Source organism: Asaia sp. VD9, assembly GCF_037150015.1.
Classification (GTDB): Bacteria; Pseudomonadota; Alphaproteobacteria; order Acetobacterales; family Acetobacteraceae; genus Asaia.
Map to the genome: position 1 here is coordinate 114,306 of NZ_JBBCQM010000008.1, position 16,138 is coordinate 130,443.

General features: G+C 61.2%; 10 protein-coding genes. 4 read left to right on the top strand and 6 right to left on the bottom strand.

The annotated features are described in order from the left end of the window. Positions 1-358 precede the first annotated feature (358 nt). On the top strand, positions 359-1,333 hold the full coding sequence (locus WFJ47_RS11230; RefSeq protein ID WP_233582106.1) for a lipid A deacylase LpxR family protein: 975 nt from the start codon (positions 359-361) through the stop codon (positions 1,331-1,333). 134 nt (positions 1,334-1,467) lie between these two features. Here WFJ47_RS11230 and WFJ47_RS11235 read toward each other — a convergent pair whose 3' ends face one another. After that, positions 1,468-3,069, bottom strand: coding sequence for a GGDEF domain-containing phosphodiesterase (locus WFJ47_RS11235; RefSeq protein ID WP_336763049.1), 1,602 nt, complete (start codon positions 3,067-3,069; stop codon positions 1,468-1,470). A 143-nt stretch (positions 3,070-3,212) separates the two neighbouring features. After that, complete coding sequence (gene recG, locus WFJ47_RS11240) at positions 3,213-5,327, bottom strand: ATP-dependent DNA helicase RecG (protein ID WP_336763051.1); 2,115 nt, start codon at positions 5,325-5,327, stop codon at positions 3,213-3,215. 118 nt (positions 5,328-5,445) lie between these two features. On the opposite strand from recG, the gene mfd reads away from it, so the two are divergent. Next, positions 5,446-8,901, top strand: coding sequence for a transcription-repair coupling factor (gene mfd, locus WFJ47_RS11245; RefSeq protein ID WP_336763053.1), 3,456 nt, complete (start codon positions 5,446-5,448; stop codon positions 8,899-8,901). Between the two features lie 310 nt (positions 8,902-9,211). After that, a complete protein-coding gene (locus WFJ47_RS11250) occupies positions 9,212-10,009 on the top strand; it encodes an SDR family oxidoreductase (protein ID WP_336763123.1) in 798 nt (265 codons plus the stop codon). 39 nt (positions 10,010-10,048) lie between these two features. Here the strand turns inward: WFJ47_RS11250 and WFJ47_RS11255 are convergent, their stop codons facing one another. Then, complete coding sequence (locus tag WFJ47_RS11255; protein ID WP_336763055.1) at positions 10,049-10,960, bottom strand: hypothetical protein; 912 nt, start codon at positions 10,958-10,960, stop codon at positions 10,049-10,051. A 110-nt stretch (positions 10,961-11,070) separates the two neighbouring features. Here WFJ47_RS11255 and WFJ47_RS11260 point away from each other — a divergent pair, with 110 nt between their 5' ends. Beyond that, positions 11,071-12,474, top strand: a complete 1,404-nt coding sequence (locus tag WFJ47_RS11260) for a pyridoxal-dependent decarboxylase (protein ID WP_336763057.1) — start codon at positions 11,071-11,073, stop codon at positions 12,472-12,474. A 56-nt stretch (positions 12,475-12,530) separates the two neighbouring features. On the opposite strand, the gene WFJ47_RS11265 is transcribed toward WFJ47_RS11260, so the two are convergent. From WFJ47_RS11265 to WFJ47_RS11275, 3 genes are all read right to left on the bottom strand, one after another. Continuing rightward, the gene (locus tag WFJ47_RS11265; protein ID WP_336763058.1) at positions 12,531-14,393 is read right to left on the bottom strand and encodes a cobaltochelatase CobT-related protein; all 1,863 of its coding nucleotides are present in this window, start codon (positions 14,391-14,393) and stop codon (positions 12,531-12,533) included. Positions 14,394-14,406: 13 nt separating this feature from the next. Next, the gene (gene cobS, locus WFJ47_RS11270; protein WP_127102541.1) at positions 14,407-15,423 is read right to left on the bottom strand and encodes a cobaltochelatase subunit CobS; all 1,017 of its coding nucleotides are present in this window, start codon (positions 15,421-15,423) and stop codon (positions 14,407-14,409) included. Positions 15,424-15,520: 97 nt separating this feature from the next. Beyond that, entirely contained in the window at positions 15,521-16,108 is a 588-nt protein-coding gene (locus tag WFJ47_RS11275) for a DnaJ domain-containing protein (RefSeq protein ID WP_336763061.1), read from the bottom strand. Positions 16,109-16,138 lie beyond the last annotated feature (30 nt).

Consider the following 16,138-nt stretch of genomic DNA (forward strand, 5'->3'; position numbering starts at 1 on the left):
GTCTAATCCCGAGATCTGAGCGGTGATCCATCTGCGTGAGAATCACCAGTGTTGTAAGTCGAAACGGTGTGCACGGGCCTGCCGGCTGGTACGGAACGGGCTATGTCCACAGGGGGTTTCATCCAGACCCTAACACGGTTTTTTCCGACTATGCCACTGGAAAACGTGGCTCGATTACCACGATCTTCTTCATATCGCGTTTTTATGAGGGGATAGTCTTGCTGTTCCGCCGGAGCACTGTTTCCAGATACGTGGAATGCGATAAGGTGGCGGCCTATTATTTCGGAAGGGGATGGATTTGCGCTGTTCAAAGTCGCGCTGGCCGAAAGCCAGACAGGTAACGACCGGCTCGCTCTCGATTGTCGGTCTTGCGCTGGCCAGCGCGGTTGCCGCCCACGCCACACCGAAGCAGGATCCTTACGGCACATGGACGCTGCAGGGTGAAAACGACGCCGTCTCGACGTTCAAGGGAACATCCGACCAGTATTACACCTCGGGTCTGCGTTTCAATTGGACCTCGGGCACCGATAACCTGCCCAAGCCTTTTGCAGATGTGAACCGGTTCCTGCTTGGTGACGGCGTACAGCGCGTGAGCCTGGGTGTGCAGCAGCTCATCTATACCCCGCGTGACACGCAGCTCGCCCAGCCGCTCCAAGGCGATCGCCCCTATTCGAGCCTTCTCCTGGGTACGGTCAATTTCATCAACGACACCGATCTGTCGCGCAGTGTTGCGGGTATCCAGTTTGGCGTGATGGGTCCTGCCGGTCTGGGTCGTCAGTTGCAGAATGGCTTCCATGGGGCCATCGGCGACACCAAGAACCGTGGCTGGCACACCCAGCTTCAGAACCAGCCGATCTTCCAGATCCAGGCCGGGCGTATCTGGCGTCTGCCAGTCGTCAATCTTTACGGTATCAGCGCCGATGTGCTGCCTGCTGTTTCGGGGGCAGCGGGTGATTACCGCACCTATGCCGATGCAGCGGGCACGTTCCGTATCGGTCAGGGTCTCGACAGCGACTTCGGCAATGCGACCATCGGGCCGGGGCTCGACGGCACGGATGCGTTCGTCGCGACCCGTCCCGTTGCCTGGTATCTGTATGGGGGCGTCGAAGGTCAGGCGGTGGCCTATGACTCGACTCTTCAGGGCAATACACTGCGTTCGAACTCCCCCCATGTCAGCAAGACCTGGGATGTTGGCATGATTCATGCCGGTCTCGCGGTTATGTGGCACGGCGTGCGCCTCTCTTATAGCCAGAACTGGCAGACGGCGCAGTTCAAGACTGCCAAAGCCGGCCTGTTCAACTATGGATCGCTCAAGCTCTCGGTCAAGTTCTGAGAGCAGCGGCCAGGCTGGTTTGGCCATCCTGAAAAAGAGGCCCGGTTGCCATCAGGCGACCGGGCCTTTTCTGTTCGATCTCCCGGGCAGGTCGGGCCGCGGCTCGGGAAGCGCGTCCGGTTGGGGGCCTCGGTTCAGAGATAGTCGGGCGTCGGTATGCCCAGCAGATAGCCCTGCACCTCTTCGCAGCCGTAGGAGTCGAGGAAAGCCATCTGGCGCTCGGTCTCGACCCCTTTCGCGCAGCACGAGATTCCGAGTCGGCGCGCCATCTGAATGGCCTGTCCCATGACCTCGTTCACGCGACGATCGTCATTGAGCCGAAGCATGAAGGAACGATCGAACTTGATCTGGTCGACCGGGAAATTGGCCAGGCGTTCGAGTGAGGAATAACCCGCGCCAAAATCATCAAGGGCCACGTGCACGCCAAGGGCGCGGAGGCGGGACAATTCCTGATAGGCGATATCGCGCGGGCCGAAAGCTCTCTTTTCAGAAAGTTCGATCTGCAGGCGTTCCGCAGAGAGCCCCGTCTCCCGCAGTACGCGCTCGACCATGGCGGAAAGTTGCCGCTTCGCGAGCCAGGTGGGCGAGATATTCACGCACACCCTCAAAGGGTGACTCCACCCCGCGGCAGCTTCGCAAGCGTGTTTGAGACTCCAGTGATCGAGTTTTTCGATCAGACCGCCGTTTTCCGCGCATTGGATGAACACATCGGGCGGCACATGCCCGGAACCCGGTCGTTCCCAGCGCAGAAGGGCTTCAAGCGCCACCACTGTTTGCGAGCCCGGCGCGATGATCGGCATCCAGTTCAGGGAGAGTTCGTGACGCGCCACAGCGCCTGCCAGGTCGCGCTCGAGATCAGAGGTGCCGATCAGGGTGGCGATGCTGAGCGAGGTTGCGCGCCGCTCATGCGCCCCGCCATGACGCCGGACCTCGGCCATTGCGGCGTCGGCTGCCTGGAGCATGGAGGCCGAGTTCGTGCCGTCCTCAGGATAGAGCGCCCAGCCGATCGAGAACGACGCCTGGATTTCACTCCCATTGATCCGGATGGCAGGTGAAAGTGTCTGCCTGACCATATCCACAAGGCTTCTGGACATGACCATCGAGGTACCGGGCGGCGACACGACGAGGATGCTGCCACCGCCTGCATAGCTGAGGAAGGCATGAGCAGGCAGGATCGTCTGGACGCGCCGGATTGCCTCGTCAATCACGAGATTTGAGGTTTCCCATCCGAAGCGGAGGTTTAGAGCGTTGAGGTGATCGAGATCAATTTCGATCACCGAAAAGCTGGCCTTGCGTGTGTCGTCCGCCGTATTGTCGATCAGGCGATGGATATGTGCGCCGCAAAGCCCGCGATCGGGGAGGTCGGGACGTCGTGTCTGGAGGGTCTGGTTCCCGAGGATCGTCCGGGCACACACCGCGAGATAAGGCGCGAGGTCCCGCAACTCGGCTTCATCCACCGACCCCGGGATCTGCGCGAGGAGGGTGAGGTCCTGTTCGAGAGCCAGTCCGAGCTGAAAACCTTCCCCGTTCCTGTTGAGGTAAAGCCCGTCGGGCGCTTCGCACACCGATTTGACGCACTCGACCGTAATCTTGGTTTCAACCATACCCTCGCTAGCGATCTCGATCAGTTCGTCCCGGGGATCGAAACCGCAGATACAGATCGAGGAGGCGCTGAGCAGCCTGCGCGCGATTTCGAGTATCGCGGTATGAGGCTGAAGCTGGGTGATGGATGACATGTCGCCTCTCTTCGATCGGGGAAATCCGCTTATGAAAGGTAACGCAGGTTTGGGCAAGCACAACACCGCGTCGGATCATGACATCATTTCGAGTATTATTGCAAAAGATTAAATAAGCCATTTCCTGAACATCAAGTCAAATCCTATCCAGCCCGGTTGACGCGGGTTGTGTCATCACGGTCGAACAGCTTGAGTAATGTTCGTAAACTGGTCTTGTTCTGGGCGAGTATATGAGAATTTGAAATTAAGTCGCCCATATCGTGGTGCGCTTCTTGCAAAATGGCTTCGGCATCGACATTTTCAGTTAGGCGAAACATCGGTAGGCCCGATTGTCGATTTCCCGTGAGGTCGCCGCCTCCTCGCAACCTGAAGTCCCGATCAGCGATCAGAAATCCGTCTTCTGTTTCCCTCAGCAGGGAAAGGCGCTCCTTGCCGGTCGCGCCTGTGGCGTCGTCGTAGATCAGAAGGCAGAATGAGGCTGCTGCGCCGCGCCCAACCCGGCCGCGCAACTGATGCAGCTGGGCGAGACCGAAGCGTTCGGCATGCTCGATCACCATGATCGAGGCATTCGGAATATCCACCCCCACTTCGATGACGGTCGTTGCCACGAGAAGGCGCGTCTCACCCAGTCTGAAGCGGTCGAGTTCGGCCTGTCGCTGCGCGATTTCCTGACGCCCATGCGCCAGTCCGACGGGAACGGTCAGACGCTGTGACAGATCGGCCCAGCGCGCTTCCGCCGCAGCAACATCGAGCACCTCGCTTTCTTCCACCAAGGGGCAGACCCAGAACACCTGCGCCCCTCGTGCAAGAATGCGCGTGATCCCTCCCATTACCTCGTCCAGCGTCGAAAGCGGATGCAGCGAGGTCTGGATAGGTTTGCGGCCGGGCGGTTTCTCATTCAGGCGGCTGACGCTCAGATCGCCCCATTGTGTGAGCAGCAGCGTGCGCGGGATAGGGGTGGCGGTCATGACCAGAATATCGGTCTGGGCACCCTTGCTACCCAGAAGAGAGCGCTGCTGAACGCCAAAGCGATGCTGTTCGTCTATCACGGCGAGTGCGAGGTCATGAAAGACGACTTTTTCCTGAAACAGCGCATGGGTGCCTACAATGAGCCGCGCGGTACCATCAGCAATGGCGTCAAGTGCCAGGCGGCGCGCCTTGCCCTTGACGCTGCCTGAGAGATACACACAGGCGACGCCCGAAAGGCGGGACAGGGTTTGAAAATGCTGGCTTGCCAGAATTTCGGTGGGCGCCATGAGCGCGGCCTGAGCCCCCGCTTCCACAGCCCGCAACATGGCGAGCAAGGCCACGAGCGTCTTTCCTGCGCCGACGTCTCCCTGCAACAGACGCATCATGGGCACGGGCGCTTCCATATCCGCGTCGATCTCGCTGATCGCCCTTTTCTGGGCGCCGGTCGGCTCATGGCCGAACCGCACCAGCGCAGCCGCTCTCAGGGAATTATCGCCTCTCAGGCTGCGTCCTTGCTGGGCGCGTGCCTCCTGACGGGCAAGCGCCAGAGAAAGCTGGTCGGCAAGACACTCATCATAGGCAAGACGCTCTCGAGCCATGAGCGCGAGACGGGACCAGTCTCTGGCTGTGCCGGCAGGGTCATGCGCGATCGGGGGGCGGTGCAGGATCTCGAGCGCTGCGGCGAACCCCGGCCAGTCGTGGCGCGCAAGCCGATCGGGCGGGATCCATTCTGCCAGAGGCGGCAGCAGGTCGAGCGCCCTGTGCATGGCGCGGCGCATGATGGAGGGGAAGAGCCCCGCCGTCAGGGGCCAGACCGGATCGATTGCCGGAATGGTGTCGCGGCGCGCCCAACCCACCATGTAATCCGGATGGGGCATGGTAAGGCTCAGGCCGTAGCGTTCCAGCTTCCCCGAAACCGCGAGTTCATCTCCTGCCGCGACCGAGCGGATAAAGGCCTGATGAAAGAACAGGATCTCGACATCGTCGCTGTCATCCGTCGCGCGTATCCGGAAGGGCTGCCGGGGGCGGGACGGCGCTGCGATATCGAGTACGCGCAGCCGTGCTGTGAGGGTCGCGCCAGGCATAAGCCGCGTCCGGGCTTCGGCCAGTGTCATGAAGCTGCGTCTGTCGGTGTAACTGCTCGGCAGGGTGAACAGGAGATCCATCACGCGCGGGCCGCAGGCAACCTTGCGCAGGAGATCGGCGTAACGGGGGCCGATGCCGGACAGAGTGCCGAGCGGCGCGAGCAGGGGTGAAATCCGGTCGATTTCTGGGGACATGGCCTTCATGGAACATGGGCTGACAGCGGGAATTTGACAGGCTATAGGATAGAACCGTCATGGAACAAAACGAAACCATCGCCAGGCAGCCTGACTGCATCGTGGCGCGCGTGCTTTGGATTTCTGGATGACCGATACCCCCAGCTGGCCGACCGTTTGGGGCGTGCCGGAAGCCTATACCGCTTTTCTGCTGCGCCGCCGTCTGGGTGAGCATGATGGCCCTCTGATCCATGTGGCGCGCGACGATGCCGCTGTCGCTGCCCTTGCCGACATGCTGGCCTATGTCGAGCCTGACGTGCACGTGTTGCGCTTTCCCGCCTGGGATTGCCTGCCCTATGACCGCGTATCGCCCAACCCGGCGATCACGGCGGAACGGGCTGCGACTCTGACACGGCTGCTCGAGCCTGCGGGCAAGATACGGCGGATCGTGCTCACCACGGTTCATGCGCTCGTCCAGCGCGTCCCGCCGCGCGATGCGTTCCGTAACCAGGCCATCGCGGTCAAGAAGGGCGAGAGCCTGGATCAGGCGATGCTGATCGAGCTTCTGATCGCGAGCGGCTATACCCGTACCGATACGGTGATGGAGGCAGGGGAGTTTGCCACGCGTGGCGGGATTTTCGATCTGTTCCCCGCGGGAGAGAGCGAGCCGATCCGCCTCGATCTGTTTGGCGATGAGGTGGATAATATCCGTCGCTTCGATGTGTCGAGCCAGCGCTCTACCGAGACGCTCGCAGCCTTCAAGCTGCGCCCGGTTTCGGAATATGCGCTCAGCCCCGATGCCATCAGTCGCTTTCGGTCCGCATGGCGGGACCTGTTCGGGCCGTCTTCGGCGTCGGATGTGCTCTACGAGAATGTCTCGGAGGGGCGTCGTTTCCCGGGGCTCGAACACTATATCCCGCTTTTTCACGAGCATATGGACACGCTGGTCGATTATCTGCCTGATGCGTCGATCAGCATGGACCATCAGGTGCCCGATATCCTTGCGGCAAGGCTGGAGATGGTTGCTGACCATTTCGAGGCGCGCAAGGCGCCTGCCCGTGAGGGAGAAGCCATTTACCGCGCTCTGCCGTCACATCTGCTGTATCTCAACCGCACGGGCTGGGAAGCCATGCTGGCGCGCGTACCCTGTCTCGCGCTCAATCCCTTCGCCAAGCCGGACATGGCCGAAGGGATCGATGCCGGTGGACGTCCCGGGCCAATCTTCGTGCGCGGCAAGGATGGCACGCGCGAGGGCGCATTCGAGGCGCTTCGTACCCAGCTCGAGGACTGGGAGAAGGCCGGACGGCGCTGCTACGTCACGGCCTGGACCAAAGGCTCGCGCGAGCGCATCGCATCGCTGCTCAAGGAGCACAAATTCACTACCGAATCCCATGACAGCTGGGCGAGTGCGGCCGGCATCGCGCCGGGCACGATCGGGCTTGTCCTGCTCGGGCTCGAACGTGGCTTCGTGGCCGAACGCATGGCCTTCATTTCCGAGCAGGACCTGCTGGGTGAGCGTATAGCCCGGCCGCCGCGCCGCAAGCGAAGGGCTGAACAGTTCATCACCGAGGCCTCTGAGATTGCCGAGGGGGATCTCGTCGTTCATGCCGATTACGGAATCGGACGGTACGAGGGGCTCGAGACGGTCAGCGATGGCGTCGCGCCCCATGACTGCCTGAGGCTGCTTTATGACGGGGCGCAGAAGCTCTTCCTGCCCGTCGAGAACATCGAATTGCTGAGCCGCTTTGGCTCCGAACAGGGCGGAGTCGCGCTGGACAAGCTGGGCGGTCAGGCCTGGCAGGCCCGCAAGGCCAAGATGAAGGAGCGTATCCGCGACATGGCGGGCGAGCTGATCCGCACGGCTGCGGGTCGCGCCATGAAGGAAGCGCCTTCTCTCATGCCCGCTGAGGGAATGTGGGATGAGTTCTGCGCCCGCTTCCCCTTTGTGGAAACCGAAGACCAGTCCCGCGCGATTGCCGACGTGCTGGAAGATCTGACCTCCGGCCGTCCCATGGACCGCCTCGTTTGCGGCGATGTAGGTTTCGGCAAGACCGAGGTGGCGTTGCGTGCGGCTTTTGTTGCTGCGCTTTCGGGCGTGCAGGTGGCCGTCGTGGTTCCCACCACGCTTCTGGCGCGTCAGCATTTTCGTGGCTTCTCGACCAGGTTCGAGGGCTTTCCCGTGCGCATCGCGCAGCTTTCACGCCTCGTCACGGCGAAGGAGGCCGCTGAGACGCGTCGTGCCCTAGAGGAGGGCCAGGTCGATATCGTGGTTGGAACCCACGCTTTGATCGCCAAATCGATCAATTTCGCGAATCTGGGTTTGCTGATCATCGATGAGGAACAGCATTTCGGTGTGGCGCACAAGGAGCGCCTCAAGACCATGCGCGAAGATGTGCATGTGCTCACGCTCTCGGCCACGCCGCTGCCGCGAACGTTGCAACTCTCGCTGACCGGCGTGCGCGAAATGAGTCTGATCGCCACGCCGCCGACCGACAGGCTCGCGGTACGGACCTTCATCACGCCTTTTGACAGTGTAATGATTCGTGAAGCCATCCAGCGTGAGCGGTTCCGCGGAGGTCAGGTCTTCTGCGTCGTCCCGCGCATCGAGGATATGGACCGCATGGCGGATCGTCTGCGCGATATCGTGCCCGATGCGAAGACCGTCCAGGCACATGGTCGCCTGACCCCGGCTGAGCTCGAGCGCGTTATGACCGAGTTCTCTGACGGGCGTTACGATATCCTGCTTTCTACCAATATCGTGGAGAGTGGGCTCGATATGCCCGCGGTGAATACGCTTATCATCCATCGGGCCGACATGTTCGGGCTGGGGCAGCTCTACCAGCTTCGCGGGCGCGTTGGTCGCGGCAAGCAGCGTGGTTACGCCTATCTGACGTGGCCGCAGAGCCATCGCCTCTCCCCCGCGTCTGAGAAGCGTCTTGAGATTATGCAGACGCTCGATACGCTTGGTGCAGGGTTTACCCTTGCCTCGCACGATCTCGATCTGCGTGGGGCTGGCAATTTGCTGGGTGATGAACAGTCCGGGCATATCAAGGAGGTCGGGATCGAGCTCTACCAGCAGATGCTCGAAGACGCCGTGACCACGATGCGCCTGCAGAAGGACCAGAAGCGGGCGGAGGACAAGGACTGGACGCCGAACATCATTCTCGGACTGCCAGTGCTCATCCCCGAAGCCTATGTGCGCGATCTTCCCGTCCGTCTGGGTCTCTATCGACGGATTGCGGGTCTGGAAGGAGAGGCCGAACTGGAGGCCATTCGCGCTGAACTGGTCGATCGTTTCGGTTCTCTGCCGCAGGAGGTCGAAAACCTGCTTGATGTCGTTGTGATCAAGCGTCTTTGTTCTGCTGCCGGGGTCGATCGCCTCGAGGCGGGTCCCAAGGGCATGGTCATCCAGTTCCGCAACCGCAAATTCCGCAATCCCATGGGGCTGTTGAAATGGGTGGAACGTCACAAGGATCAGGGCGTCAAGTTGCGCCCCGATCAGAAACTGGCGGTCGTGCGTGAGATGACGAACGCCCAGAGAATCACGATGGCCCGCAAGGTCATGGGGGCGCTCAAAAAACTGGCGGAGAAGGCGGATAGCTAGAGCGCGGAGCGCTGTCCTGTCCTCTAAAAAGGGGCGGCCCTTCTCAAGGGAGCATGAGGCGTCTCTCGTTGAACAAGTTGCGTACACCATTAAAGGCGATCCAGAAATGCCTTGCGGTAGTCTTTGAGATGGGCCTCCTTTTCAACCGTATTGGCCGGCGTCATCAGAGGGCGACCTTCCTTTGGTGAGAAAGGGGCAATGCCCCATTTGCGTAGCCTCTCACGATCTGGTACCCCGCCTCATGTGCAAATTTGGGAAACTTCCTTCGGATTAGTTTGTTCGATTCATATCGAATGAATGGAGGCGGATGATGCTTGCACTGGATCTTTCAGGAAAGAAGGCGCTCGTCACGGGATCGACAGGCGGGATCGGGCTGGCGATCGCTACGCGGCTGGCGGAAGCGGGCGCCCATGTAATCGTCAATGGCCGTGGGGAGGACCGCACCTCGGCGGCGATCGAGACGATCAGAGAAGGGATACCCCAGGCTAGTCTGACGGGGTTCGCTGGCGATGTTGCCAAGCCCGAGATCATTGCGACGCTGGTTGAGAGCCACCCGGAAATCGATGTGCTGGTCAATAATCTCGGCATTTTCGAAGAGGTGCCGTTCGGTGAGATCAGCGATGAGGAATGGCTTCGTTTTTTCGAGATCAATGTGATGAGCGGGGTGCGGCTTTCGCGCGCCTATCTGCCAGGAATGGTGGAACGTAAGAATGGGCGTATCGTGTTCATTTCCAGCGAGTCGGGTCTGAATATCCCGGCGGAGATGATCCATTACGGGTTCAGCAAGGCTGCACAGATTGCTATCGCGCGCGGTCTTGCGGAGAGCGTGGCCGGCAGCGGCGTGACGATCAACAGCGTATTACCGGGACCAACGCGGACCGAGGGCGTGATGAGCATGATCGAGAAAGCAGCTGGGAAGTCGGGTCGTTCTCCGCAGGAAGTAGAGGCCAGCTTCCTGAAGGAGAACCGCCCGACCACGCTGATCAACCGACTGGCTGATCCGGAGGAGGTGGCGAACATGGTGGCTTATGTGTGCTCACCTCTCGCCTCTGCGACGTCAGGAGCGGCGCTCCGTGTCGAGGGCGGGCTCCTGCGTCATCCTGGATAACCGATACTCAGGGCGCCCACGGGGCGTCCTGACTTTCGCTCAGTTCACCGGAATAGGGATGGAATTGACCTTTAGGATCCCGTTGGAGAGCGTCAGATCCCAAGTCACCTTGTTCCCGTCACGATGCCCCATGAACTGGGCCACCGAGAGAGCGGTACTGACTCCGGTCGGCAGGACAGGCCGGATGACGGCAAGCAGGTCGTTGAGATCGGTGATTGTCAGGTGAAGCTCGCCTGAGCTCGAGTTTGCGGCATGACCCGGAGCGACCCAGCCATTGCCATCCAGTCTGCCCTTCGCCCAGACCCCCTCAAGAGACGAAATCGTGATGCGTCCGGTAGGCGATTTGGTGTCGTCGAGCATCTGCTCGGGGATCGTCAGTGTCGTGCGCACGCTGCCTGGCAGGGCCGAGCCGCCAGGCGAGGTCAGCCCGTTCGCGGAGAAAACGATGTCGATACTTCCCGGCGCCTGACCGGCTCGCAGCGTCGCGGTAATCCGATCCGCAGTGTAACGGGAGTCTCCCTCGGACAGGCCGATCTGATGCCAGACGAGCTCCGCAACAGCGCCCTGATGCAGGGCTTCACGCAGATTTTTCAGTGCAGGGCGCCCATCGACGCCACGGCACCCGGCAGGGTTGCCGTTATGGACGAGCTTGAGCAGCCCGAAGGAGATCAGGGCGTTCGCGTCACGCAGATTCGGCAGGGTGAGATGGCCCTGTCGATCCTGAACTGAAACCTGCCCTACTGTCAGATGGGCGCTGTTGCCCGAAAGCGTGGCCCCGTATCCCGTCATCGTAAGGCTGGCCGAGCCCATGGTGCGTGATGCGGCAGAGACGCTCATGCAGGCGGCGGGGATAGCATCGGCGCGTGCCTGACCCGACAGGGTACCGAGGGCGATCACACCGATAAGAGAGGCGGCAGCTATTTTCATATGGGGGAGGATGGGGCTCTTCATACCGGCACACAACCGGAATTTTGCGGCAGGAGTTGGGCGCGCCGCCTCTAGCCCGCTATGAGAGAGGAAAGGCCGGTCAGGCCGGTTCATGGCATAGGGGAGTGTTGGCGATGAGTGGGCTCGATCCGAAAGACTGGACGGCGCTGCGCGCCTTGTCGCATCGCATGCTGGATGATGTATTCGATCGTGCCGAGCATATGGGGGAGGGGCCGGTCTGGCAGCCTATGCCTCAGGAGGCACGCGACGCGTTCCGCCACGACCTGCCGCAGGAGGGTGAGGCGGCCGAGGTGCTCTACTCCCGGTTTCTGGGGCAGATACGCCCTTATTCGAATGGCAACACCCATCCCGGTTTCATGGGGTGGGTTCAGGGCGCGGGTACGCCCATTGGCATACTGGCCGAATTGCTCGCGGCAAGCCTCAACGATAATTGCGGCGGGCGGGATCATGCGGCCATCGAGGTCGAACGTCAGGTGATCCGCTGGGCGGCTGAAATGGTGGGGATGCCGGTCGATTCCTCCGGCTGTCTGGTCACAGGCTCGTCACTGGCCAATTTCATCGGGATCATTACAGCCAGCCGTGCAACTGATCCCGGATTACGGGCAGGTGGGGTAGGGCACCGCAAGCTGGTTGGCTACGCCGCCGAGACCGCCCATGGCTGCGTGAGCCGCGCCTTTGATCTGGCCGGGCTCGGGAGCGATGCGCTGCGTCTGATTCCTGTCGATGAGCTTTGTCGCATGGACAGCGCAGCCCTTGCGGCGCGCATCCAGCAGGACCGGCAGGCAGGGTATGCCCCTTTCATCATCGTGGGCACGGCCGGCAGCGTGGATTGTGGCGCGGTTGATCCGCTCGATGAACTGGCCGCCATCGCCCGGGCAGAGAAATGCTGGTTTCATGTCGATGGTGCGTTCGGCGCCTTCGCAAGGCTCTCCCCTGAGCATGCGATCATGCTGGACGGAATTGAGCAGGCGGATAGCCTTGCCCTTGATTTCCACAAATGGGGGCAGGCGCCCTATGACGCGGGATGTGTTCTCGTGCGTGACCGGGCGCTCCATGCCCAGGCCTTCGCGCAATCGCTCAGCTATCTGACGCGTGCTGACCGAGGGCTGGCGGCTAACGCGCCCTGGCCCTGCGATTTTGGACCTGATCTTTCGCGTGGATTCCGGGCGCTCAAGGTCTGGATGACGATTGCCCATTATGGCGCTCGCCGCCTGGGGGAGATGGTGGCAGAATGCTGCGCCGTGGCCCGGTATCTGGCAGAGCGCGTGGAGGCAGATGCACGCTATCTGCTCATGGCGCCCGTAGCGCTCAATATCGTCTGTTTCACTCTGGCTGATCGCGATGATAAGGCGATCGATGAGTTGGTGAAGGATCTGCATGAGAGTGGCGTTGCGGCTCCCTCGACCACGCGTATCGAAGGGCGGCTGGTCATCAGAGCTGCTATCGTCAATCACCGGACAACACGGAAGACTATCGACGCCATGCTCTCGAAAATAGAAGTACTTGCCGGGGTCTGACGTCTCTCCACCGGCCTTCAGGGGCCGGTGGGCGCGGTTCGATTCAGGAAAGCCTCTCAGCGGGCGACAAAGAGATCTGAAAGCTGTTTGATCATGGTGCCGCCGAGTTCTTCCGCATTCGTGAGCGTGACCGAATTCCGGTAATAGCGCGTTACGTCGTGGCCAATCCCGATAGCGAGGAGTTCGGTTTCGGGTGAGGCTTCGATGCGGGCAATGACCGAGCGAAGATGATCTTCCAGATACGAACTCGGATTCGTCGAGAACGTGCTGTCATCCACGGGTGCACCGTCTGATATCACCATCAGGATGCGCCGGTGTTCAGGGCGGCGGCGTAGGCGGTTCCAGGCCCAGACAAGGGCTTCGCCGTCGATATTTTCCTTGAGGAGCCCCTCGCGCAGCATCAGCCCGAGATTATTGCGTGCCCGTCTCAGCGGGGTGTCGGCGTCCTTGTAGATGATATGGCGCAAATCATTTAGACGTCCCGGATCGGGCGGGCGTCCGGCCGCAACCCAGCGTTCGCGGCTCTGGCCGCCTTTCCATGCGCGCGTTGTAAAGCCGAGCACCTCGGTTTTGACGCCACAACGCTCCAGCGTACGGGCGAGGATATCGCCGCACATGGCGGCCACTGAGATCGGTCTCCCGCGCATCGAGCCCGAATTATCGATCAGCAGCGTCACCACGGTGTCGCGGAATTCGGCCTGACGCTCGACCTTGTAAGACAGCGACAAGGTCGGATTGGCCACCACGCGGGCAAGCCTTGCCGCGTCGAGAATGCCTTCTTCCTGATCGAAGGCCCAGGAGCGCTGTTGCTGCGCCATGAGCTTGCGTTGCAGGCGATGGGCGAGGCGCGAAACGACGCCCTGCAGACTACTCAGCTGCTGATCGAGCTGCTGACGCAGGCGAGCAAGTTCATCGGGATCGCAAAGATCTGCGGCATCGGCTTCCTCGTCGAAGGCCGTGGTGAAGACTTTATACGCCGGGAGGGCAGAGGCGCCCTCGCTTTCCTTGCCCTCGTCGTCTTCGAGGGTTCCTGCGGGCTGCTCAGCGCCTTCATCCTGGAGCTCGGAGTCGCTCGCCTCGCGGCTGTCAGGCTGCTCGGTCGGCTCGGGCTGAAAGCCGTGTGTCTCGCTGTCGTCCTGATCCTGGGGGGAGGGCTCGTCATCCGGCTGGTCCGACTCCGTCTGACTGTCATCATCCTCGTCCGGATCATCCGCCTCGCTCTGATCTTCCTGTTCGGGCTCCTCGGTCAAATCGAACGCCTTGAAGAGCCCCGAACAGGCCTCGGCAAAGCGCGTCTGATCCATTTGCGCCGAGGCCAGACGCGCAAGGGCGTTCTGAGCTTCGGGGGAAAGCGTGTCGCGCCACGATTTAAGGGCGGGGCCAGCCTGGTTTGGTGATTTCTCACCCGAGAGGGCCTCGCGCACCAGGAGGGGTAGAGCAACAGTCGCGGGCATGTCGTCACGCGCGATCATGCGGCCGTAGCCGCCTTCATTGCAGTCGAGTGCGAGTTTCTGCCTCAGATTGGCCTGAACCCCCGCCATATGACGCGCGCCGAAAACCTCGCAACGCACCTGCTCCAATGCGTCGTAGAGCGGTCGCGTTTCGGCACTGTCGGCGTTGGCGGGCAGGGGAGAGAGCGTCGCGTCATGATGCTTGAGACGCAGGGCAGCCGCATCGGCCGCGCCGCGCACCCGTGTCATCTCCTGCGGGGTCAGCGCACGCGAGACGTAGGGAAGCTGGATACCACTGCCGGATTTGGCAGCCGCAGAAGCTGCGAAGCTGATTTCCGTCTCGGGTTCGCCGGACATGGCACGCAGGGCAGCAGTCGTTGCGCGACGAAAGGCATCCGTGCGTTCGCTGCCCGGAAGAGCCAGATCGGTCGTGCTCCTGTCAGGGGTCTTTGCTCTGGGAGAGGCCATGAGCGCGCGCCTGTCAGCTGTTCAACGGTGAGTGATTGAAACAGCGCTGATAATATTCGGCCACGATTCCGCGCTCGGCCTCGTCGCATTTATTGAGAAACGTCAGGCGAAAGGCGAAAGCCAGATCACCGAAGATGCGCTCGTTCTCGGCCCAGGTAATCACCGCGCGCGGTGACATGACGGTTGAGATATCACCTGCCATGAACCCGGCGCGCGTCAGGTTGGCCAGCGCGACCATGCTCTCGAGGCGCTTGGTCACGGTGGCGTCGTCGTTTAGGCCGAGCTTGGCACGGACAATCCCCACTTCCTGCTCGAGGGGCAGATAATTGAGCGATGCCACGATGTTCCAGCGATCCATCTGGCCCTGATTGATCTGCTGCGTACCGTGATACAGCCCGGTCGTGTCGCCCAGCCCCACGGTATTCGCCGTGGCAAAAAGGCGGAATCCGGCATGAGGGCGAATCACGCGGTTCTGGTCGAGCAGGGTCAAATGCCCTTCGGCCTCGAGTACGCGCTGGATCACGAACATCACATCCGGGCGCCCCGCATCATATTCGTCAAAAATGAGCGCCACAGGGTGCTGCAGGCACCAGGGCAGGAGCCCTTCGCGGAATTCGGTGATCTGCTTGCCGTCGCGCAGCACGATGGCATCCTTGCCGATCAGATCGATGCGCGAAATGTGGCTGTCGAGATTGATGCGCACGGTGGGCCAGTTCAGCCGTGCCGCAATCTGCTCGATATGCGAGGATTTGCCAGTCCCATGAAAGCCCTGCACCATGACACGGCGATTATTGGCAAACCCGGCGAGTATGGCGCGCGTGGTATCGCAATCGAACTGATAGCTCGGGTCGATATCGGGGACATGTTCTGTGCGTATCGAGAAAGCCGGCACCTCCATGTCGCAATCGATTCCGAAAACGTCACGTGCAGAGACGATCCGGTCCGGCGCGCCGAGGACATGGGTCGGCACCGCGTTCTGTTCGGCAGTGACAACCGTTTCCGGTGCGTCGATGGAGGCGAGATCGCTCATGGTTTCAATCCGTCTTTCACTCAATCATGTCAGGTTCCGGCCAAGGATATGGTCATGTTTCCTCCCATGGCCAGAGGGAAACGCGCATTAATCGGGTCTAGAGATTGACCAGATGGGCGCGAATCGCACTATAGGCGACGCTTACTGTCTTGAAGCGGTCCTCGGCGGCGGGATCGCCCGAATTGGCATCAGGATGATGCTTGCGGGCCAGCTCCTTGTACCGGATCTTGAGGGCATCCACAGTCACAGGCCAGTCCAGCGCGAGCGCGCGCAGATGGTCGCGCAGGGCAGGGGGCGCAGAGTCGCGACCCGGATTGTGACGTTGCTTCGCGGCCTGTGCGCGTCGCGCGCGCGTGGATGAGAGGATATCGAGCGGGTCCAGCACTTCCTCTTCGTCGAAATTCTGGCCGCCACGTGTGCCGAGCTTCCAGGAGGGGCGTTGCCATGAGATGTCGGCGCGAAGTTGGGCTTCAATCTGACCGGGCGTCATGCCCTTATAGAAATCCCAGCGCGCGTTGTATTGCCGCACATGTTCGAGACAGAACCAGAAATACTGCCTGAGTTGCGTCCGGTCCTTGGGCGCACGATATCCGGCATGTTCGGTGCAGCCGGGCATGTCGCAATAGCGCTCGGGCGCGTCGGGATCCGGGTCGAATGCCCTATGTCTGGTGGATTTGCGCTGCATGATCGGGTTTATGTGCGTCCTAAGAGACGC